This window comes from Wolbachia endosymbiont (group A) of Phasia obesa, from assembly GCF_964028125.1.
Taxonomy (GTDB): Bacteria; Pseudomonadota; Alphaproteobacteria; order Rickettsiales; family Anaplasmataceae; genus Wolbachia; species Wolbachia pipientis.
Window position 1 is genome coordinate 945,978 of record NZ_OZ034764.1, and the last position, 22,390, is coordinate 968,367.

Sequence of the window (22,390 nt, forward strand, 5' to 3'; positions counted from 1 at the left end):
AACTCCACTAATTAATTGCTGCCACTAATATTACCAGTTTTTACTTGCACTTCAACAACAGTAATAATATTTTTATCTTTTTTTAAAATCTTAAAGCGAAAACCATACATGGAAAACTCCTCGCCTTCGTCAGGAATGCGCTCTATTTCATTCACAATCATACCTGCTAGAGTTGTAGCTTCTTCATCAGGGAGATTCCAGTATAACTGCCTGTTAATGTCCCTAATAGTAGATTTTCCTTCTATGTGATACATATTATCAGATATTTTCTTTATAAAATTCTCCGTAATCAAATCATGTTCATCCGAAATTTCTCCAACTATTTCTTCCAGTATATCCTCAAGAGTTACAATTCCCTGCAGTGCTCCATACTCATCAATAACAAATGCAAGGTGTTTCCTGTTCTTACGGAAGTTGTGAAGTTGCACGCTGAGCGGTGTACTTTCTGGTATGAACCAAGGCCTTGACATAACTTGGGTAATGTCAACTCCTTCCGCTTTATTATTCTTTTCACGCAAAGCATTTATTAGAGCTTTCACGTGAATTACACCTACAATGTTATCTGGTTCCTTCTGCCATAAAGGTACTCTACTGTGACTGCTGGTTAAAATCTCTCTTATTAACTCTTCTTTATTCCGATCTATATCAAGAGAAAATAGGTTTCTTCTATGGGTCATAATTTGTGATATCTCTGTCTCAGCCAAATCAAGTATGCTGCTTAGCATATCTAAATCCTGTTGCAACATAGTTCCTTCACTGCGGTGAAGAGTAATCATATTACGCATTGCATCCGCTGCAGATATCACTTCCTTATCTTTATGCAGCCCACATAATTTTAGGATGAGGTTAACAATAAATTGAATACCTAGTGTCAATGGAGAAAAAATCTTTACAAAAAACAATACAAAATAAGCAGAAAATGATGCAAATTTTTCAGGATTTTGAATAGCATAAGTTTTTGGTAGAACTTCGCAGAACAATAAAATACAAAATGTCATTATAATTGTTGATAGGAGAATGCCCTCATTTCCAAAAAGATTGATAAATATTGCTGTAAATAAAGCAGAGCAAGTAATATTAATAATTGTATTGCCGAGCAATACCGTTCCTATTGTCAATTCTTTCCTATTTAATAAGCGATCTATTACCCTGGCTTTTTTGTTACCGTCTAGCTTTAGCTTATTAACTCGAGAACGGCTAATTGAGGTTAAGCCTATTTCTGCTCCTGAGAACAAAAACGATAAAACTAACAAAACAAAAATTGCTGATGATACTAAGACCAATAACCAATCCATTAAAGTACGATGTTATTGTGATAAAAAATAAAATTAATTTTACATGTTATGAGAGGCATTTGCAAGCCTGAATTTATATTGCCGAATTTTATATACCTTTAATCTTAAAAAACAAATCATAAAGCATATTACACGCTGCGTTCACATGCTCATCCTCAATGATAAGTGGTGGGGTTACCCTTACTACTTTGTTGTTTAAAACCCTAGTTATTATTAAACCTTTATCAAGAGATCGACTAATAATTTTATCAGCTACAAGAGTTGCTAGTTCTATTCCCATTAGTAACCCTTCTCCACGAACTTCTAAAATCATCTCAGGAAATTCTTTAGCTAAAAGCAACAGCTTTTCTTTTAAATATTTACTAATTCTTTTAACATGATCAAAAAAGCCTTCTTTTAGCATTATATCGAGCACTGCATTACCAACAGTCATGGCAAGTGGATTGCCACCATAGGTTGATCCATGAGTTCCTGGAGTAATTGCTTCTGCTATATAATCTTTCACTAAACATGCAGCTACAGGAAAACCGTTACCCATAGCCTTCGCACAGGTTAGCATATCAGGTTCAATGCCGACATTTTGATAATGAAATAAAGAACCGATGCGTCCATATCCGCACTGCACTTCATCAAAGCACAAAATTATTCCTTGAGCTTTTGTTATTTCCCTTACTTTTTGAAGATATTCTACGTCTAGTGGATATACTCCACCTTCACTTTGTATGGGCTCTAAAAACACAGCAGCTGTCTCATCGCTGATCTTTTTCTCCAAAGCTTTAATGTCATTTCTTGGCACTTTATCAAAACCAGAAAGAAGCGGAGCAAAACCTTCGCGTGATTTTTCACTGCCTCCAGCAGAAATTGCAGCAATACTGCGGCCATGAAACCCTCCTTCAATTGTAATAATACGATTACGTTTTGCTTGCCCTTTCAAGTAAAAATAACGACGAATAAACTTAATTGCAGCTTCTGTTGCTTCAAGCCCACTTGAGCAGAAAAAAACTTTATCTGCAAAAGTAAGAGTTGTTAAACGCTCGGCAAGCCTTTCTTGCTCGGGAATAGTAAAAATGTTAGAGCAGTGCCATAGTGAGCTCAATTGCTCTTTCAGCTTATCTGTAATGTATGGATGACAATGCCCTAAAGAAGTTGTAGAAATACCTGCAGCAAAATCTAAATATTTTTTACCACCTCTATCAAAAAGATATACCCCTTCTCCCCTAACTATAGGAGTGTCAAGTCTATTATACGCATTAACAACATGATCCATTTTATAAGTATTGTGGTGTTATCTATACTATACCTGAAATGAATCCATTAACACAAAGCTTTTCCTTTAACCTCTTATGCTACTTCAACTAAAAATTTGGCTAATGCAAACCTTTTTTGTCATTCTATAGCTAAAGTGACTTGGTTTTACCAACACTTATTAGCCATTGTAAAAGTTTTTGTTTCTATTGAATGATAGTTGTAGCCTATGCAAGAAGTTTATTGACTTTGAGCGCACTTTAGCCTATACAATTTTAATATCTTAAACTACTGGACATGCCCGATCTAAAGACAATGATGTTAAATTTTGGACCTCAGCACCCAGCTGCACATGGAGTGTTGCGTCTTGTTTTAGAGATGGATGGTGAAGTGATCGAGAGGGCAGATCCCCATATTGGGCTTCTGCACCGCGGTACTGAAAAATTAATAGAACATAAAACGTATCTTCAAGCTTTGCCTTATTTTGATCGCCTTGATTACGTATCACCAATGTCACAAGAGCATGCATATTCACTTTGTGTGGAGAAATTGTTGCAATGTGAAGTGCCAATTAGGGCAAAGTATTTACGTGTCTTGTTTTGTGAACTGACGAGAATACTAAATCATTTACTGAACGTTTCTTCTCAAGCACTTGATGTTGGAGCAATGACCCCTCTTTTATGGCTCTTTGAAGAAAGAGAAAAAATACTGGAATTTTACGAAAGAGCTTCAGGTGCAAGGTTTCACGCAGCTTACATCAGGCCAGGTGGAATTGCAGCAGATGTTCCAGAAGATTTGATTGAGGATATTGCAAAGTTTATAGAGCAATTTCCAAAATATATAGACGATGTTGATGAACTTTTAACAGAAAATAGGATATGGAAGCAACGCACTGTAGGAATTAGTGAAATATCAATTAAACAGGCACTTGATTGGGGCTTTAGTGGCCCAATGTTGCGCGCTGCTGGGCTTGCTTGGGATTTGCGAAAAAGCCAGCCATATGAGATATATGATCAACTAGATTTTGATATACCGATCGGCCAAAATGGCGACTGTTATGACCGTTATCTAGTTAGAATGGCAGAGATTAGGCAATCTATCAGTTTGGTGAAGCAGTGCATAGAGAAAATGCCTGAAGGGCAAATAAAAACTGAAGATAGAAAAATTTCTCCACCGTCAAGAGCAGAGATGAAAAAATCTATGGAAGCTCTGATTCACCATTTTAAGCTCTATTCAGAAGGATATCACGTACCAGAAGGTGAGGCTTACGCAGTTGTTGAGGCACCAAAAGGTGAGTTTGGAGTGTATATAGTTTCAGATGGTACCAATAGACCTTATAGGTGCCGAATAAGAGCACCTGGCTTTGCGCATTTACAAGCCTTAGACTTTATGGCAAAAGGACACATGCTTGCTGACGTTGCAGCAATTATTGGCTCACTCGATATAGTTTTTGGTGAGATTGATAGGTAATCATTGGTACCCGTTCAGGCAATGGCGTCATGCAAGTAGCTGACACATAACTGTACGAACATTTGTTTGCAAAGGCAGTATGTTAAGTGTTATAGCCGATTTTGCCTCAAACACAAAGGCAGTGCCTTGACTACTTGGATCCAGAAAAATTGATTGTGTACTATACAACATTTTCGATTAAAAGCGTAACCGTTCACTGTTAGACTGCATTCTGTGATTTTTAGCAAAACATGATCTTTCATTTGAGCTTCCTTCAATTTAAAATAAATACAGAAAATTGCTGCCTATAGCTAAACTGACCTTACCCAGAAAAAGTGGAGAGAAAGAAAGGAGTTTTTTCGGGTAAAATAAAATTTTGGAGGATTAGAAATGGCAAGAGAATATACGGCAGAATTCAAATTGGAAGCTGTTAAGCTGGCAAATGAACAAAGAAAGGTAGGTCAACCAGTTGCAAAAGTAGCAAGAGATCTAGGAATAAGGGATAGTGTATTAGGAAAATGGATGAAGAAATATAACGAAAAAAAGTCAGCGGCAAATGCATTTCCAGATGTAGCACCTTATGACAAAGAGAGATTTGATTTACAAAGCAAAAGTAACAAGAGAAAGAGACATTTTAAAAAAAGCCCTGGCCAGTCAAAAAGAGTAAAATATTTTTTCATAAAAGAGCATAGTAAACACTATAAAGTGCAGGAATTATGTAGGGTTTTCTGCTAGTGGCTACTATAAGTGGACTACAAGGAAAATAAGCAGTAGAGAATCAGCAAATAAAGAGTTATTAGCAGATATTCAAAAAATATATCAAGCTTCTAAATGTAGATATGGAGCTCCTAAAATTCATGCTGAATTAAAGGCTTTGGGTAAAAGTTGCAACTTAAAAACAGTGCAAAGTATTATGCAGAAAAATGGTATTCAGGCTATATTGAGAAGAAAATTTAAAATTAAGAAACAACAAACGGACAGTAGCTCCCAATATATTAGACCAAAACTTTATTGTCGATCAACCAAATAAAGTATGGGATTACTTATATAAAAACCAAAGAAGGATGGCTATATTTGGCAACAATAATCGATCTATATTCACGCATGGTAGTTAATGAGCAGTTCAATAAATAAACAATTGGTTATGGACTCTTTATTAATGGACGTTAACAAGCGTAAACCTGCCAAAAATCTACTATTACATAGTGATCAAGGTTCACAATATACTTCGCAAGGTTATCAATATCTCTTATCCATAAAAAACATAGATGAGTCATAAAGGTTGTTGTTACAACAATTCTGTTGTGGAAAGCTTCTTTAGCTCATTGAAAAGAGAAATACTTATTGATACTTCACAACACTCTGCTCAACAAACTAGAACTGCAATATTTGAATACATAGAAATTTTTTATAACAAACAACGTCACTATTAACTATTGCATTCCTGAGCATTTTGATTCATCATTCTCTTTGTGAAAAACATTCCAAACTTTCTCTCCACTTTTTCTGGGTAAGGTCAATAAACTATAACATTTTTACTTAATTTTGTCAACTTCTCTATTCGTTGAAAAAACAATCTTGCATAAAAAAATCAACTCATCTCTTCCAAAGGCTCTATATTGAAGATAGAAAGTCCAGAAGCGATGACGTGCGCTAAGGCTTGCACGAGAAACATTCTTGCAGCGGTGAGGTTTAAGTTGTCTTCCAGTATGAAACGCATGTTTAAATCACTCTTGCCATACCCCCATAAAACGTGAAACGCTTCTGCAACTTCAAGTAAGTAGAAAGTAATTCTGTGTGGCTCACAAAGCCTTGCTGCAATTTCTACCACATCTGGCCACTTTGCTAAGGTTTTTATGAGGAAGAGCTCTCCACCTGTCCTTAAAAGTGAAGGATCTGCTGTTGGGAGCTCTTTTGGAGCATTACGCATTAACGAATGAGCACGAGCATGCGCATATTGCACGTAAAAAATAGGGTTGTCTTTTGACTGTTCTTTAACTTTAGCAAAATCAAAGTCCAAGACCATATCATTCTTGCGTGTTAGCATTATAAAACGAGTTATGTCCCTGCCAACTTCTTCCACTACATCCCTTGCTGTGAGGAAATTTCCTGATCTTTTGGACATCTTAACAGGTTTGCCGTTCTCGAAAAAATTCACAATATTATGCAGTTTTACCTCTATTTTTGCTTGATCATCACTGAGCGCAGAGACGACTGCTTTGAGTCTTTTGACATAACCGCCGTGGTCACTACCAAGCTCTACGATCATATTGTTAAAACCACGCGATATCTTATCAAAATGGTAAGCGATATCCGAGGCAAAATAAGTCCAACTGCCGTCCTCTTTCTTCAATGCACGGTCAACGTCATCACCAAATTTTGTAGAGCGAAATAGCATCTCTTTTCTGGAAGTCCAATTTTCGCTTTCTTTGCCTTTTGGTTTCTCCAGGTACCCTTCATACACTAGACCCTTGTCAGACAATATCTTTATACTCTCTTCAATTTTGCCACTTTTTTGTAGCTCATACTCTGAAGTAAAAACATCATGATTTACTCCAAGTAAGTTCATGTCTTCCTTTATAATTTCTAAGATAGAACTTAAAGTATAGTCTCTAATCACTTGATTATCTTGCTTTTCTAGAAGCTCTGCGCCATATTTTTTGGCCAGCCCCTCCCCTATCGGTTTTAAATATTCACCTGGGTATAAACCTTTTTCAACACTAATTTTTTCCCCCAGAGCTTCTTTATATCGCAAATACACTGACCGAATTAGCGTATCTATCTGTGCTCCAGCATCATTAATATAGTATTCCTTAGTAACTTTATAACCAACTTTTTTCAATAAATTTGCCAGAACGTCACCAAATACTGCCCCTCTTGCATGACCAATATGCAGTGGACCAGTTGGATTTGCAGATACAAATTCAACATTGATGGCCTGATTGTTCCCTATATCTAGGGTGCCAAACTCTGTTTTTAGCTCATTTATTTGTTTTAAAATTCCATGCCACACTTCTATTTTTAAGTGCATGTTGATGAAACCAGAGCCTGCTATTTCCACTTTTGCAACTTCATCAAAAAGTTCAAATTCTTTGGCTAAAACCTCTGCAATTTCAATGGGATTCTTCTTTTCATGCTTTGCAAGCACCATAGCAACATTTGTGTAAATGTCTCCATGGACTCTATTGCTTGGAGGCTCTATGATAAAGTTTGCTGCACTTGTGCTTATAACACCCCTTTGTTTCAACTCATTCAATTTACTAAAGATTAGAGAGGAAATCTGCTTAAAAATGTTCATTCACTATATTGCTATAAAATCTATAGCAGTATAGTGAATAAGTGGGACTAGTTGAAGGTTTATCTTAACTATTTTATCTTCCTGGATCAGAGTTTATATTAAGTCGTTGCCGTAACCATGGTAAGAGAAAGCCATACCTTCGCTGTAACCATCATTACCAGCATCAGGCTCTTCAACATCATCAGGTTCTTTAACATCATCAGGTTCTTTAACATCATCAGGTTCTTTAACACCATCAGGTTCTTTAACACCATCAGGTTCTTTAACATCATCAGGCTCTTTCTCTTTCTTTAGTTCATTCTTAATATTTTCTTTCAGTTCATTCTTAGTCTTATCATCAATCTCACACTTAAGACCTTTCTTCAGTTCATTCTTAATACTTTCTTTCAGTTTATTCATAGTCTTATCATCAATCTCACACTTAAGACCTTTCTCCAGTTCATTCTTAATATTTTCTTTCAGTTCATTCTTAGTCTTATCATCAATCTCAAACTTAAAACATTTTTTCAGTTCATTCATAGTCTTATCATCAATCTTACACTTAAGATCTTTACCACATTTATCATAAATCAACTTACCCTTATTGACTTTACAATCATCCAACTTTGTGAACAAATTAATTTTCAACATATCACTGACATAGCACGTATCAAGTGGCAATATACGTACATGATTTGCATTTTTTTGATTCGGACAAGAAAAAGTATTCGTTGGCATAAAATATCTCCATTAGTAAATAAAATTATTAAAAAATTAACCATAAGATGGAAGTGTGTACTAACAATGTACACACTGTATTACTTTTATATAATATGAACAGTGCCTTCTAACACTGACATATTGTGGGTAGAAAAAAAGGCTTCAGCACTTTTTGCATCTAATATAGAAGAGTTTATTACTTCTACACATTTATCACATTCAGAATTGTTTTCACAACTGCCCACAAGTTTACCATCTATAACCTGAAGGTTGTTTTTAGCATTCTGAATAGTTTTTGCACATTCTTTAAACTTGTAGCCTGTTGGCTCTCTGGTCTCAATATCAAGAATATCATCAGTTATTGGGTTGACCGTTATTGCAAGCTTTGAAAAATCAACGATTGTTTTAGATTCAGGTTCAGGCTTAACTTGTGGACAAGGGGGACAAGGGGGACAAGCAGGACAAGCAGGAGCAGGGGGGCAAGCAGGAGCAGGGGGGCAAACAGTATCAGGACAAGCAGGACAAGCAGGAGCAGGGGGACAAACAGTATCAGGACAAGTAGGACAAGGTGGTATATTTAAATCGAATTCGGGAAGCTGTATATTTAATTCGAGTCCATCATGCCGCGAGTCAAAGCGGTTATGGCAACGTGGGTCAAAGTTATGATGGTACCGTGGGTCAGTTATGCAAGCTGTGCGCACAGGAGTACATGAATCCATACGTGGATACGAAGAAAAATTGTAAGTCATAAAAATCCTTTAAAAAGCAACTATTAGATTATTATAGGATAAAAAAGTTAATGATTTAATAATTTTAAGGCTAAAATTAGCATATACAAAGTCCTTAACCTACAGTACATTTCAAAATACGACTTTAATGTAGCAGATATTAGAGTTAAAAGTTTTACTATGGTAGAATAATGATAAGATTCCAAGAAGAAGCTGTCAGTAGTCAAATTAGTCGTGTTGCTGAAATAAATTGTAATATATGGTTACTGTGAATAACAATTGCTTATCTTCTCAAGCAAAACATGAAACACATGGGTTGAATAACACCCATGTGCTCTTGGAAGCACGTATAGCTAGACGTGCGTTTATGAGTTGTTTAAAAACAATCTTCTAACAAAGAAACCCAAATTCATCACAAGGATTATGACATGTGTCATAATAATTATGATATGAGTTAAAATGATTGTGGCACGAATTAGTAGCACAAGGTGCGTATGCAGGTGCACAAGCTTGTGCACAGTTCGATACTGGTGTTGGTGAAACTGATGCTGGCGAATTAAAAGCCGTACATGGTAGTTTTGGTAAATGACTATAATTATAAACCATAATGATCCTTTAAAAAATACTATGAGATTATTATAAATTAAAATAATTAAAAATTTAATAATTTAAATTATAAATCTAGCATATCAACTAACGGTATGATTTAAATTTTTTTTCAACTCCACTGTATCTTCGCCAGTTTTGCATACATCCCGTCTTCACTTATTAGAGAGTTGTGAGTTCCTATTGGCAACCGTAGCTCAGTTGGCAGAGCGTTAGTTTGTAGTGCTGAATGTCGCCAGTTCGATCCTGGTTACTCACTCTATTTTTCTGCAAAAATGCCATCTGGGCTGAAAAGCCCAGAAAGCATTCAGTCTTATATAAAATTAGTATCAACAGAAACAAGACTATCCTCATTATCATAATAGTAAGGATTTGTTTTTTCCGTACTATCAAAAACAGTTTTTAATAGTACTTCCTTATCACTGTCCCATGCAACTTTCTTCATAATTTTAGCAAAATCTTCACACTTTTTGTCAACTCCACAGTCCTTTATTTTGCCATTAGCCTTTAGATAAGGCTTTAATGAACTATACAATATCTGAGTGTTATTGCCCTCTTTATCTATCATTTGTCCTAATGTGTTAACAAGTATCAATGGTGCAATTTGTTTTGCTTTCGCAACAATTGTTCGATCGGACTCTCTAATGAGATCAGGACATGATTCTCTCATAAAAAAGCTTTTGTTGTATTCTTTATTATTATGATAACCGGCAGGGTAACAGAAACTCTTAATTTCATCGTCTTGACAGGCTATCTCTTGTGGATTATCCATACATTTTTTACATGACATATTACTAAAATAGTGTGCTGAATCAAAAAGCTCTGTAAAGGCAAATTTAAAATTTACTACACCGTAATAACCCTCTATTCCCTTTTCTATATATGTCGCAATTTTAGGATTACTATACATCTCAGGATACAATTCCTTTAGTAAATCAGATGTATTAAAACCTTGATGACCTATCTTATTATAAGCTGTATACCAAGAAGCATATGCTCCACAATTTTCAGCTTGGGAACAATCTAAGGTTATTTCTTGAGATGTAATGACACTTGCTTTTCCAGTTTCATCTTCTTTCTCATCAGTATCAGGTTTGTTTGTACCAGTTTCATCTCCTTTTTCACCAGTATCAGGTTTGCCTGTACCAATTCCTTTCTCTTTTTTGCATTCTTCAGCTTCTTTTTTATACCACTCAACCTCTGCCTTTGCCATTCCAATTTTACACTTTACAACTTCTTCTTTGGCTTTCTCAACTTTCTTTTCACACTGTACAAATGCTTCTTTTATCCCTTCAGCCTCCTCTTTTGCTTTTCCAGCGTCTGCTTTTGCCTGTTTAGCTTCTGCTTTCACTTTTTCAATCTCATCTTGAGCTTGTTTTATTGCTAAATCGGCTTTTGCTTTAGCATCATCTTTTGCACGTTCTATTGCCTGTTTAGCATCATCTTTTATCCTCTCAGCATCTTTTTCACATTTCGCAAACTGCTCTTTTGCTTCTTTAGCTTCACCATGTGCTTGTTTTATTGCCTTTTTAGCATCATCTTCTGCACGTTTTACTGCCTTTTTAGCACCATCTTCTGCCTTCTTAGCCCTGTCTTTGCACTCTTCAAGTGTTTCTCTGGTAAATTCATCATCCTTTTTCTCTTTTTCGATCTGATCTCTTAGACCCGTAACCTGATCCTCAGTTACTACCTTATCATCAGTTACTACCTGATCTTCAGTTGTGATTTTATCCTTGATCGTCTCATCTACACCCTCATCACTATAAGAAAATTTGTTAGTATATGAATAGCGATTATTGATTTTATCACTATAGTTATGTTTTAACATAGAGACCTCCTATACAGTTAAAATTGGAATTACATTAAGATAGAACAAGCTATGAATATAACGTGAATGAAAGAAACCACAGGTCACGAAATTTCCGGATAACTATGGAACCATTATAAAATAATAAAATTAAAAAATTAATAATTTTAATTTTAATTTTAAATCTAGCATACTCATTAAATCAACAACGATATAGCTTAAATTCTCTTTTAATTTACACAATATTTCATGCCTACTGTATCTTCGCCAGTTTTGCATACAGCCCGTCTTTACTTATTAGAGAGTCATGAGTTCCTACTTCTTCTACTTTTCCATGATTAATTACTATAATCTTGTCAGTCTTGAGTGCGGTTGATAGCCTGTGTGTAATTACGATTGTTGTTCTGTTTTGCATTAACTTGCTCAAGGCTTTTTGCACGAGGTTCTCACTTTTGTAATCAAGGGCAGAGGTTGCTTCATCCAGTATTAAAACCTGAGGATTGTTGAGTATGGCCCTTGCTATTACAATACGTTGTTTTTGTCCTTCAGAAAGTTTTAATCCTCTTTTTCCTACAAATGTATCAAATTTATCAGGCAGCTTATCAATAAATTCCATCGCATAAGCGCTGATGGCTGCTTGCTTCACTTCCTCATATTCGGCACCTGGTTTGCCATATAGTATATTTTCCATTATTGAGCAAGAAAATATCATGTGATCTTGTGGCACTAAGCCAAACAACGATCTGAGGTCATTTAGCGCAATTGACTTAATATTGTGCCCATCGATAGTAATGCTACCTTTGTTTGGATCATGAAAACGGAGCAGAAGCTTTAAAATGGTGCTTTTACCACTGCCAGATGGTCCAACAATTGATACTGCTTGACCTGCCTCTATAGAAAATGATACGTTATTTAACGCTGGCTTATCAGACTGAGATTCATAAAAAAATGTTACGCCATTAAACGAAATTCCCTTTTGAACACTACAAATTTTTATAGGATCATCGGGATCTGCTATAGAGCTTTTCATATTTTTAAATTCAAATAAACGCTCTACTATTCCAAGACCTCGTTGTAAATCACTGATATTATCGCTCAAATTATTTATAGCTCCTGCTGCGAGCGCTGAATAAAACACAAATGAGGAGAGTTTTCCAATAGTTATATTATTGCTTAAGACTTCTTTAATACCAAAAAAGAGCAAAACAACTAGTGAACCTATCACACACGTGATAACTAGAGTTACTAAAATAGCACGCAAGAGTACTAATTTTACGTATGATTTTGATACTGAGTTTAAATGTTCCTTAAAACGGATTTTTTCGTTTTCCTCGAGTACAAACGATTTGATAGTCACTATAGATCTAAAATTTTCCTCACTAAATGACGCAAGCTCACTTAATTTATCCTGGGCAAAGCGTGCATAGCTACGCACTTTTTTTCCAAGTGAGGTCATGATAATGAGTAGTATAGGTATTATTGCGGCTGCATACGCAGTTAGTTGTATATTTGTATACAATAACATAGCAACACTACCAATCAGAATCACAAAATTTCGTAATATGGTTAGTAAGCTGCTGTTTATTATTGATTGCAGCACAGAGGTATCAGTAACTAACGCTGAAATAACATCTTGTACGCCTGTGTTCTCAAAGAAACTTGGTTGCAAGTTAGTGATACTGCTATATAAGTCATATCTGATTCTTGCGATAACTTTCTCGCTGCCAATGCCAATGAAATATAACCGAGTAAATGCAGTGAGAGAAATGGCTAAAACTATAAGTATTGCAACTAATAGTTTGGTAGTAAAATCGTGCTCTGTGCCAGAATCAATTATATTGCTTAAGCCTCTGCCAAAGAGGAGGATCATTAAGGCTGAAAATAAAACTGCAATAAAAGCTATGATGAAATAAGATAGATTAGGCTTTATATAGTAAAATAACTGCCTAATATTAGATCGCATCTTATTTTAAAGTTTCTAAAGTTAAGTATATAGATTCTAGTTTCAGGGGAAAGGGAAAAGGTGTAGTATGAAGCAATTTAGGTTCTGCAGCTGTTGTGATTTTAGTCCACCAAGAAAGGGTAGTAGCTCGCAGAAACAAAAAACTTGCTTGACAAACTCCGCCAGCCCTCTTATCATGAAACTGAAGCTATTGTATTTGCTTTCGCCAATCTGCAGATTAAAAGGTAAGGATTACTTAATGTATCGGCGTCTTATGTTCAATTTTTTGCAGTATATAGATACTGTATGTCTTTACAAAACTTCATCTACATCTAGATTTTTATCTAAATAAGCTGAACGCGCTTATAAAGCGTTACAAGACATCAAAAAATGCCAATACTCGACAGAGATAGTAAAAGACTAGCTAACTCGGGAATTCTTTGTCTTTTTTTCTGCTTAGTAAATTTCTTAAACATTTGCAGCGTAGGTTAGTTGCAATTAAAAGCAGCTAAATTGCAGTGTTTAAGACTTAAAAAACGCCAATACTGAAAATAGACAATGACTAGGGTTTCTTTTGCCTTTTTTTCGTTTGGTAAATTCCTTAATATTTATAGCTAAACGACAATCGTCATCCCGCTACGTGTTAGCGGGATCTATGTTAAGGTATGACGGTTAAGTAAGGGATCTATGTTAAGAGATACCGCGGCGGTATGACGGTTCGTGGCGGCGTGACGATAAGCTCGTCATCCCACTACGTGTTAGCGGGATCTATGTTGAGAGATACCGCGAATGAATCGCGGTATGACAGTGTAGATAGTAATTCGTCATTCCGCTACGTGTTAGCGGGATCTAGAAATACCGTGAATGAATCGCGGTATGACGGTTTGCGGTGGTATGACGATAAGCTCGTCATCCCGCTACGTGTTAGCGCCGCAGCGGTATAGCTATACTTAAAAATATGGTTGAATAGTTGTTAATAATAGTGTATAATTATTAATCTTTTCTCAGTATTTTTACTATGGCTCTTTCTAAATTTCTCGATCCAAAATTGGACCTAACATTTAAAAAAATATTTGGTACTGAGAGAAATAAGAATATTCTTATTCATTTTTTGAACGATATTTTAGGATGTACTGAAGTCAACACTATACAAGAAGTAGAATTCTTAAGCACCATTATGGACCCTGAAATTGCTTCTGATAAACAAAGCATTGTTGATGTTCTTTGCAGGGATTCTAGTGGGAACAGGTATATAATTGAGATGCAGCTCACTCGTGATAAAGGCTTTGAAAAACGTGCACAACTTTATGCTGCTAAGGCTTACTCAAGACAAGCTGATAAATCTGGTAAATACGTTGATTTAAAGAAGATTTTCTTTATCGCGATTTCAAATTGTACCTTATTCCCTGATAAGCTTGACTATATATCTAGCCATACCATAAGAGATGAGAAAACCAATGAGCATGACTTAAAAGATTTTCAATTTATCTTCATAGAGCTGCCAAAATTTCCTAAGAGTAGAGAAGAACAACTAGAAAGTGTAGTAGACCGTTGGCTATTTTTTTTCAAATATGCAGATGAAACAACGGACGAAGATCTCAGAAAAATTGCGGAAAAATCACCAATAATAAAGCTAGCATATGATGAATTAGATAAGTTTCACTGGAATGAAAAAGATCTAATAGCTTATGAAGAAAGAATAATGGATCTGCGCAAAGAAGAAGCCATTCTTGAATACAGACTTGATCTTGCTAAAGAGGAAGGTAGAAAAGAGAGGGAAATTGAAGTCGCAAAGAATCTACTTAAAGCAGGTGTTTCTTTTAATATTATAGCTCAAACTACTGGTCTTTCTATGAGTGAGATCAAAGAATTGCAGAATTAAGTGTGAATGGTTACGAAAAATATAAGTTTTTGCGATAAACGACATAGTGATGTATTTGTTGTTCAGCATGTCAGTGGAATATTTTCTGAAAAATTTCCACATAACTCTTTCAGATTTCATAATATCTCTTGCCACTCATCTGAACAGATACCCATTTTGGAGGGATACCAATAATAGTTGTGAGCGGTACAAGTTTAGTCCATATACCTTCCAAGCATAATACGCTCACGAAACTTTAATGCAATAGCTTGATTTCTACTAAAAGACAGCATTATGCCAAGTGCGATGCTCGAAGATAAAAGAGAAGAACCACCATAGCTAAGTAACGGCAGGGTTATGCCGGTGGTTGGAAAAACACTCAATGTTACCCCTATGTTTATTATGAATTGTGTGATGAATTGCATTGAGATACCGAGAATCACTAACAGATTAAATAATTCATTTTCCCTATATGCAACGTAAAGCAAACGGGCGGAAATGATGCCAAATAACATCAATGTGGCTAAGCACGTAATCAAACCAAATTCTTCTGCTAAAACAGAAAACACAAAATCTGTATGACAATCAGGAAGAGAGGCTTTTACGCTACCTTCACCAGGTCCAACCCCAGTTAATTGACCTCTTTTGAATGCTTCTAATGATTTTGTGACTTGAAAGTTATCGCGCTGCGTAAAAAAGACAAAATTGTAAATCCTTTGCTTTATATGTGGGAGGCATAAGTAAGCTATTGTAGTTCCAGTTGTGGCCATTCCTATTATGCATAGAAAGTATAAAAATGGTATACATGCAATAAACATTTGACCAATAAAAGAATATGTTAAAAGCATAGACATACTGAAATCAGGTTGCAAAAGTAACAACACAAAAACTAACAGAAATATTATGATTGATATGTGTATTTTAAACTTCATTTCGCTGGCCAAGATACTAGCTATAACAACAGAAAAAAATGGCCTTACAAACTCAGATGGTTGAACTGAAATTTTGACAATATGTAACCATCGTTTCGCACCTTTTACCTCTATACCAAGTATTATCGCAATTGCTACTAGAATAGTAAATAAAATGAAACCTGCGAACGAGAGGTTAAGTATAGTTCTTGTGTTGAGAAAAGAAAATGTCACCAAGGTAATTAGTGACAGGACTATATAAATTGTGTGACGCCGTATAAAATAATCTTGTGGTAAAGAAAGACGCTGCGCAATTACAGGGCTTGCTGAATAAACAAGAATGAAGCTTATAGTGAGCAAAAAAAACACTGGAAGGATGAGATAGTAATCCAGCGTTCTATACCAGAGTTTAATATTCATTTTGTTCCAATGTGTAATGCCACTATTCCATAGCTCATATTATGAAACTCAACATTCTTAAAGCCTACCTCTTCAATTTCCATTTTAAAATCAGCCTGAGTTGGAAACTCTCTAATGCTCCTCACTAAATATTCATAAGAACTCTTGTCTTTAGCAACTATGCTGCCAATTTTAGGAATTACTTTAAATGAATATAAGTCATAAAGTTTGGTAAATATCTCATTTTGATAGTGCATAGGGGCAAATTCTAAGCAGATAAATTTTCCATGTGGTTTTAATACCCTGTGCGCCTCATTTAAAGCCTTCTTGCGGTCAGAAACGTTTCGAATGCCAAAAGCTATTGTGCAATAATCAAATTCGGAGTCTTCAAATGGTAAACTTTCTGCACTTGCACATACCCAATCAAAATTAATTTGGTTTGAATTTATAGCTTTATCACGTCCTCTGTTTAGCATGTTTTGATTTATATCGCATACTGTAACCTTAGCACTTGGCTCTTTTCTTACTACTCTTATTGCTATATCTCCAGTTCCTCCAGCAACATCTAAAACCTTAGAGTTTTTTGTAAAATGCACACTATTTACCATCTTATCTTTCCATAATCTGTGCATTCCGAGGCTCATTATATCATTCATGGTGTCGTAGCGACTTGCCACGGAATCGAATACCTCTTTAACTAATTGTGATTTCTTCTCGATTTTTATAGTAGACATTACGTAAAAACTCCTTTATAATTAGTAAAAATTAATTTGAATTAACACAAATGTCAACGACAGGCCTTGAGCCTGTTAAAATCTTCTTCAGCGTGGTATGATGACCGAGTTAGTGGGCTTGATGCAACCACTAGGAACCCTTTGGAGTAAGCGATATATTTATAATGCTCAAATTCCTCTGGGGTAACATACCTATCAAGTTTTGCATGTTTTGGAGTTGGTTGTAGATATTGACCAATTGTAATAAAATCAACCTCAGCACTGCGCAAATCGTCCATAACCTGAAGTATTTCCTCTTTTGTTTCTCCAAGACCAACCATAAGCCCTGACTTTGTGAAAACTTTAGAATTAATCTGCTTTACCATCTTCAGTAAATATAGTGAATGAAAATAGCGAGCTCGTGGTCTTATTTTTGCATACAATCTCGGCACTGTTTCAATATTGTGGTTATAGACATCAGGTGATGCAACAGCGATTGCTTCAAATGCTCCTTTCTTATTTAAAAAATCAGGAGTTAAAATCTCTATTGTTGTTTCTGAAGTTATCTTTCTAATTTCTTCTATGCACTGTATAAACTGATTTGCGCCACCATCTGGTAAATCATCACGATCAACGGAAGTAATAACAACATGCTTTAAGTTTAACTTTTTTATTGCTTTTGCTAAATTTTCTGGTTCATGAGGATCTAGTTTATCAGGAATGCCAGTTGCAACGTTGCAAAATGCACAAGCACGAGTGCAAACAGAACCAAGAATCATCACAGTAGCATGACGTTTATTCCAACATTCACCAATGTTTGGACATGCAGCCTCTTCGCACACTGTATGCAAGTTATGCAGTTTAACGATGTTTAAGGTCTCATTGAACACTTCACCGGTCGGAGCTTTTGCTCTGAGCCATTGAGGTTTGCTATGCATCTGAAACTGCTAACTCTACCTCTTGCTTTACTAAAACTTTTTTCAACCTTCTTTTTATCTTCTGCGCTTTCTCACTTAGTTTAATCGTTCTTGTGTTGAGCAAAAAAGCATCTAAATCACCTTTGTAATCTATAGTTCTCAAAGTTCTTGTTGCCACACGAAATCTAAACTTTTTATTCAATATATCACTTGTCAACGTAACCTTATGTAAATTTAAAAGAAAGGTACGCTTTGTTTTACGATTTGAATGTGATACCTTATTACCAAAAGATTTTTTTCTATTTGTTAATTCACAAACTCTACTCACTTCAATATACCAAATTATTCTATGTACTTAGATTACCTTATATAGTCAAATAGTCAATACTCTCTTGCTTAATTTTTATACCATATACTGCTTTATAGCCAAAAAATATCGTAATTTTTTCTATTATAAGAGAAATCATATGCTGAATTTCCAATGCTTTGCTGCCATTTGTTACTACCAGATGCAACACACCCGAATTTATATTCTGTGCATATGAGATCTTTTTCGGTTTTGTACACTCTGCTATTTCTTTCCCTACTATATTTCGCCAGTTTAAAATAAGACGTATTTCATTTTTGCTAATTTTATTTTTCATGCATTTTAATGCATAGTTTTCTATTATAGACTTTAATTTTTTTGGACCGCTACGTTTGAGCATTTTTCTGTTTTTTTAGTAGGTAGATAATATAAAAGTATACATATAACTTGAGATTTTGTCATTACTGCTACATGTTTGTGAGATACCGTGACGGTATGACCATAATCGTCACTCCGCAACGCATATTGCATAGTCGTCATTCCGCGGCGTGTTCGCGGAATCTAGCTCTGGTCACGCTACTTAGATGACAACCTTCTAACTGCTTTACAAACCTCTAGCCTCACACCGTAAAAGCAGTATTTTTATGCAAAACTTATCTCAACGTAGCACTTGTCAAGATCGTTCCATTTACCAAATTTTGTGCTGTCATCTTTGCCTCATAATTAACCTTATAGCTGTTTTAATTGTAATTAGTTAAATTATTATTAACTTGCCAGGCTAGATCCAAAAAATAGCATAATCCATATGCAAATTGTAATAGAAATCACGTTTGCGTATGGTTTATTGCTATGCGGTTAATCTTTCCTCAATCCAAGCTGCCTGAATGGCTTCGAGTATTTTCTCGTTACAGCGTTTTTCATCATCATCAAATTCCTCTAAACTCAAGACCTTTTTTTTAAGCTCAGTGAATCTGATACTAATTATATTCTCATTTGGAAATTTTTCCTCCAGAGCTTCCACAATATCTTCTATATCAAGCCATTTCATACTTTTTTGTATTTATCTGCTAAGTTAAATTGGTGCCCATGGGGAGACTTGAACTCCCAAGGTCGCAAAACCCACGGATTTTAAGTCCGCTGCGTCTACCGATTCCGCCACACGGGCTTTTTTTATCTATCTAGAGTAAAACTCTACTACTAAATTGACTTCCATGTCTGCTGAATAAGGAACCTCAGAATATTGAGGTGACCTCAAATACTTCACTGAATGCTCTTTACTATCTGCTTCTAAATAATCCGGAGCCTTGCGCTCTTGTTTTTGTTCAGCCTCTACTACTACAGGGATTTTTGCTGCCCTTTCTCTTATTTTTATTATATCACCTGGCTTCACTCGATAACTCGATATGTTAACCACCTTATCATTAACTGTAACGTGCTTGTGAGATATGAGCTGCTTTGCTGAGTAAATTGTTGGAACAAGACCAGAGTGGTATAAAACAGAACTTAATCTCGATTCTAAGATACCGATAAAATTATCAGCCGTATAACCCTTTCTGTTATAAGCATCTAAAAATGTACGTCTGAGCTGCTTACTTGAAATCGCATAGTAAAACTTAAATTTCTTATGCGCAGCAAACTGCTTACCAAAGTCGGATAACTTCTTGAATCCAAGAATACCATGTTGACCTGGAGGGTATTTCCTTTTGTTTACTGGGTCTTTAGCTCTACCCCATAAATTTACACCAAGTCTACGGCTAATCCTATACTTTCTAGTGATAACAGTTGTCATATAAAAACTCTCACGATTTAACTTTAGATTATTAAGGATTTTAGCACTCAGTGTCAACTTGTTTTTGCTGATATAATCTTTTATACTTCATTTTTAAGTTTTTCTATTAACACATGAATCATTCACATTTGGAATCTATGGCAAACGCCATCCGTTTTTTATCAATTGATGCAGTACAAAAAGCAAACTCTGGACACCCAGGTATGCCACTTGGCATGGCAGATGTTGCAACTGTTTTGTTTGCTAAATATCTGAATCATAATCCTGATGATTCTAAATGGTTCAATAGAGATCGCTTTGTTTTATCAAACGGTCATGGGTCAATGTTACTATATTCAATATTATATTTGACAGGTTATATTAGCATAGATGAGCTAAAGAACTTCAGGCAAATGGGATCCAAGACCCCAGGTCATCCAGAGTTTGGCTTGACTTCCGGAGTAGAGGCAACAACAGGCCCTTTAGGGCAGGGGTTTGCCGCTGCTGTTGGCATGGCACTTGCTGAATCGATACTTGAAAAGCAGTTTAGAATCAATCACTACACTTACGTGATGCTAGGGGATGGCTGTCTTATGGAAGGAATAAGCCATGAAGCAGCATCACTTGCTGGGCATCTTAAATTGAATAAGCTTATAGCTCTTTTTGATGATAATGATATTTCTATAGATGGCGCTACTTGCCTTTCCTGTTCTGACGATGTAGAGAAACGCTTCTTAGCGTATGGATGGAATGTTGACAAAATTGATGGCCATGATTTTGATGCCATATCCTTTGCAATAGAGCAAGCAAAAAAGTCTGATAAACCTACAATGATCTGCTGCAAAACCATTATCGGAAAATTTTCAAGCCGTGCTGGCACATCCTCTGCTCACAGTGGTGCTTTTTCGGAGGAAGACATCAAACAGATGAGAAAGAAATTAAACTGGAATTATGAACCATTCCATGTACCAGAAGATGTGAAAAATGCCTGGAAGAAAACTGTTGAGAGAGCAAAACAAAATTACAATTCATTGTCATTCCAGTGCGTGACACTGGAATCCAGAGAAAAAAATGAAGAACTAAAAAGAAGACTTGATAAGCGTTTGCCGGATAATATCGCTGGTGTTTTAGCTGACCTGAAGAAACAAATATGTGAGCTAATGCCAAACGAAGCTACTCGATCTTCTTTTGGTAGGGTAATGGAACTTTTAACACAACATATGCCGGAATTAATCGGCGGTTCTGCTGATCTTACCGGGTCAAATTGCACTAAATATAAGCACATGCAGGTAATAAATAGCAATAATTATAGTGGCTCTTATGTCCACTATGGAGTGAGAGAGCACGCTATGGCAGCATGTATGAATGGTATGGCACTTCACGGCGCGATTCTTCCTTATGGCGGCACTTTTTTGGTATTTTCCGACTATTGTCGTCCTGCTATACGTCTTTCAGCTCTGATGAAGCAGCAGGTTATGTATGTCATGACTCACGACTCAATTGGAGTGGGAGAAGATGGCCCAACTCATCAGCCAATAGAGCATTTAGCCTCTTTGCGTGCTATACCAAATCTATATGTTTTTAGGCCAGCCGATGCAGTTGAAACTCTGGAGTGTGTTAGCATTGCACTCGAAAAGAAAGAATCTCCAGCACTGTTTGCGCTCTCAAGGCAAAACGTAAGTTACATGCGCAAGTTCTACTCTGATATCGATCAATCTGCTAATTTATCGAAGTTTGGTGCATATATTTTGTGTGAATGTTCAAAAGAATTAAAAGTGACGATATTTGCTACGGGGTCCGAGGTTGAAATTGCAGTTGAAACAAGGGAGAAATTGCAGGAAAAGGGTATAGGTACAAGGATTGTTTCTATGCCATGCTGGAGGCTTTTTGACGAGCAAAGCGATGAATATAAAGCGGCAATATTAAATAATGACAGCATTAAAGTTGCAATTGAAGCCGGAAGTGAAATGGGTTGGCATAAATACATAGGTTCAAACGGTATATTTATTGGCATGAAAAGCTTCGGAGAATCAGCACCTTATAAAACACTTTATGAGCATTTTAATATCAACGCTGATCATGTGGTAAAATGTGTGTGTGAGAAACTGGTTTACATTCAGTAGACTTCTTGCATAACCATATGAAAGCCCACTCTTCTTTGTCATTCCAGCGCGTGACGTTATTTCCATCCAAGATGATGTCATTCCAGCACTTGACACTGGCATCTAGTTTTCTTTACAAATTCACCAAAAGTGCTTCATTCTATAACGCAAAACCCATACTCACCAAACCCAATGCATTACTTGCAATTAAGTTTCCTGGATCCCAGTGTCTGGGCACTGGGATGACACCTCTGGGCACTGCCGTCATAAAGGAACCAGTGTCAGCTACTTGAATACATACCACCATGTCATTCCAGCGCGTGACGCTGGAATCTAGTAAACC

Annotated in this window: 22 protein-coding genes and 1 tRNA gene; 8 read left to right on the forward strand and 15 right to left on the reverse strand. The window is 36.0% G+C overall.

The window, feature by feature from the left end; genetic code table 11:
- Positions 1-11: 11 nt before the first annotated feature.
- Complete coding sequence (locus ABWU29_RS04710) at positions 12-1,295, reverse strand: HlyC/CorC family transporter (RefSeq protein WP_015589067.1); 1,284 nt, start codon at positions 1,293-1,295, stop codon at positions 12-14.
- Positions 1,296-1,383: 88 nt separating this feature from the next.
- On the reverse strand, positions 1,384-2,562 hold the full coding sequence (locus ABWU29_RS04715; RefSeq protein WP_015589068.1) for an aspartate aminotransferase family protein: 1,179 nt from the start codon (positions 2,560-2,562) through the stop codon (positions 1,384-1,386).
- A 275-nt stretch (positions 2,563-2,837) separates the two neighbouring features.
- On the opposite strand from ABWU29_RS04715, the gene ABWU29_RS04720 reads away from it, so the two are divergent.
- From ABWU29_RS04720 to ABWU29_RS04735, 4 genes are all read left to right on the forward strand, one after another.
- Positions 2,838-4,010, forward strand: coding sequence for an NADH-quinone oxidoreductase subunit D (locus ABWU29_RS04720; protein WP_010962676.1), 1,173 nt, complete (start codon positions 2,838-2,840; stop codon positions 4,008-4,010).
- Positions 4,011-4,379: 369 nt separating this feature from the next.
- Entirely contained in the window at positions 4,380-4,724 is a 345-nt protein-coding gene (locus ABWU29_RS04725) for a transposase (RefSeq protein WP_353280186.1), read from the forward strand.
- Positions 4,725-4,803: 79 nt separating this feature from the next.
- Complete coding sequence (locus ABWU29_RS04730) at positions 4,804-5,019, forward strand: IS3 family transposase (RefSeq protein ID WP_245836010.1); 216 nt, start codon at positions 4,804-4,806, stop codon at positions 5,017-5,019.
- Positions 5,020-5,257: 238 nt separating this feature from the next.
- Entirely contained in the window at positions 5,258-5,422 is a 165-nt protein-coding gene (locus ABWU29_RS04735; protein WP_081600771.1) for an IS3 family transposase, read from the forward strand.
- 158 nt (positions 5,423-5,580) lie between these two features.
- On the opposite strand, the gene argS is transcribed toward ABWU29_RS04735, so the two are convergent.
- The 3 genes from argS to ABWU29_RS04750 form a co-directional block, all read right to left on the reverse strand.
- Positions 5,581-7,287, reverse strand: coding sequence for an arginine--tRNA ligase (argS, locus tag ABWU29_RS04740; protein WP_015589069.1), 1,707 nt, complete (start codon positions 7,285-7,287; stop codon positions 5,581-5,583).
- A gap of 93 nt (positions 7,288-7,380) precedes the next feature.
- Positions 7,381-8,004, reverse strand: a complete 624-nt coding sequence (locus tag ABWU29_RS04745; RefSeq protein WP_353280188.1) for a hypothetical protein — start codon at positions 8,002-8,004, stop codon at positions 7,381-7,383.
- An 86-nt stretch (positions 8,005-8,090) separates the two neighbouring features.
- The gene (locus ABWU29_RS04750) at positions 8,091-8,735 is read right to left on the reverse strand and encodes a hypothetical protein (protein ID WP_353280190.1); all 645 of its coding nucleotides are present in this window, start codon (positions 8,733-8,735) and stop codon (positions 8,091-8,093) included.
- Positions 8,736-9,177: 442 nt separating this feature from the next.
- Here ABWU29_RS04750 and ABWU29_RS04755 point away from each other — a divergent pair, with 442 nt between their 5' ends.
- On the forward strand, positions 9,178-9,303 hold the full coding sequence (locus ABWU29_RS04755; protein WP_007549126.1) for a hypothetical protein: 126 nt from the start codon (positions 9,178-9,180) through the stop codon (positions 9,301-9,303).
- A gap of 330 nt (positions 9,304-9,633) precedes the next feature.
- Here the strand turns inward: ABWU29_RS04755 and ABWU29_RS04760 are convergent, their stop codons facing one another.
- Together ABWU29_RS04760 and ABWU29_RS04765 are read right to left on the reverse strand one after the other, a co-directional pair.
- Positions 9,634-11,148: a cell envelope integrity protein TolA gene (locus ABWU29_RS04760; RefSeq protein ID WP_353280192.1), complete on the reverse strand. Its 1,515-nt coding sequence runs from the start codon at positions 11,146-11,148 to the stop codon at positions 9,634-9,636.
- A 232-nt stretch (positions 11,149-11,380) separates the two neighbouring features.
- Positions 11,381-13,090: an ABC transporter ATP-binding protein gene (locus tag ABWU29_RS04765; RefSeq protein ID WP_015589073.1), complete on the reverse strand. Its 1,710-nt coding sequence runs from the start codon at positions 13,088-13,090 to the stop codon at positions 11,381-11,383.
- Between the two features lie 997 nt (positions 13,091-14,087).
- Between ABWU29_RS04765 and ABWU29_RS04770 the strand changes: the two genes are divergently transcribed.
- On the forward strand, positions 14,088-14,951 hold the full coding sequence (locus tag ABWU29_RS04770) for an Rpn family recombination-promoting nuclease/putative transposase (protein ID WP_015589074.1): 864 nt from the start codon (positions 14,088-14,090) through the stop codon (positions 14,949-14,951).
- A gap of 194 nt (positions 14,952-15,145) precedes the next feature.
- Here ABWU29_RS04770 and ABWU29_RS04775 read toward each other — a convergent pair whose 3' ends face one another.
- The 8 genes from ABWU29_RS04775 to rpsD form a co-directional block, all read right to left on the reverse strand.
- The gene (locus tag ABWU29_RS04775) at positions 15,146-16,261 is read right to left on the reverse strand and encodes an FtsW/RodA/SpoVE family cell cycle protein (protein WP_015589075.1); all 1,116 of its coding nucleotides are present in this window, start codon (positions 16,259-16,261) and stop codon (positions 15,146-15,148) included.
- Entirely contained in the window at positions 16,258-16,974 is a 717-nt protein-coding gene (gene ubiE, locus ABWU29_RS04780; protein ID WP_010962557.1) for a bifunctional demethylmenaquinone methyltransferase/2-methoxy-6-polyprenyl-1,4-benzoquinol methylase UbiE, read from the reverse strand. Before ubiE ends, ABWU29_RS04775 begins: the two co-directional genes overlap by 4 nt.
- Before the next feature lie 53 nt (positions 16,975-17,027).
- Positions 17,028-17,891 (reverse strand): lipoyl synthase, encoded by an 864-nt coding sequence (gene lipA / locus ABWU29_RS04785; RefSeq protein WP_015589076.1) that lies wholly within the window; start codon positions 17,889-17,891, stop codon positions 17,028-17,030.
- The gene (rpmB, locus tag ABWU29_RS04790; protein ID WP_006279619.1) at positions 17,884-18,198 is read right to left on the reverse strand and encodes a 50S ribosomal protein L28; all 315 of its coding nucleotides are present in this window, start codon (positions 18,196-18,198) and stop codon (positions 17,884-17,886) included. The genes lipA and rpmB overlap by 8 nt, the downstream gene beginning before the upstream one ends.
- 37 nt (positions 18,199-18,235) lie before the next feature.
- Entirely contained in the window at positions 18,236-18,577 is a 342-nt protein-coding gene (locus ABWU29_RS04795) for a DUF721 domain-containing protein (protein ID WP_010082513.1), read from the reverse strand.
- A 447-nt stretch (positions 18,578-19,024) separates the two neighbouring features.
- Positions 19,025-19,225 (reverse strand): Fe-S cluster assembly protein IscX, encoded by a 201-nt coding sequence (gene iscX, locus ABWU29_RS04800; protein ID WP_007552114.1) that lies wholly within the window; start codon positions 19,223-19,225, stop codon positions 19,025-19,027.
- Between the two features lie 30 nt (positions 19,226-19,255).
- Positions 19,256-19,342, reverse strand: a tRNA-Leu gene (locus ABWU29_RS04805).
- A 9-nt stretch (positions 19,343-19,351) separates the two neighbouring features.
- Entirely contained in the window at positions 19,352-19,966 is a 615-nt protein-coding gene (rpsD, locus tag ABWU29_RS04810; RefSeq protein ID WP_010962555.1) for a 30S ribosomal protein S4, read from the reverse strand.
- Positions 19,967-20,079: 113 nt separating this feature from the next.
- Between rpsD and tkt the strand changes: the two genes are divergently transcribed.
- Both tkt and ABWU29_RS04820 read left to right on the forward strand, forming a co-directional pair.
- Positions 20,080-22,068 carry a transketolase gene (tkt, locus tag ABWU29_RS04815; protein ID WP_353280194.1) on the forward strand — a complete coding sequence of 663 codons (1,989 nt, stop codon included), beginning with the start codon at positions 20,080-20,082 and terminating at the stop codon, positions 22,066-22,068.
- A 17-nt stretch (positions 22,069-22,085) separates the two neighbouring features.
- On the forward strand, positions 22,086-22,340 hold the full coding sequence (locus ABWU29_RS04820) for a hypothetical protein (protein WP_167482804.1): 255 nt from the start codon (positions 22,086-22,088) through the stop codon (positions 22,338-22,340).
- The last annotated feature ends 50 nt before the right edge of the window (positions 22,341-22,390 follow it).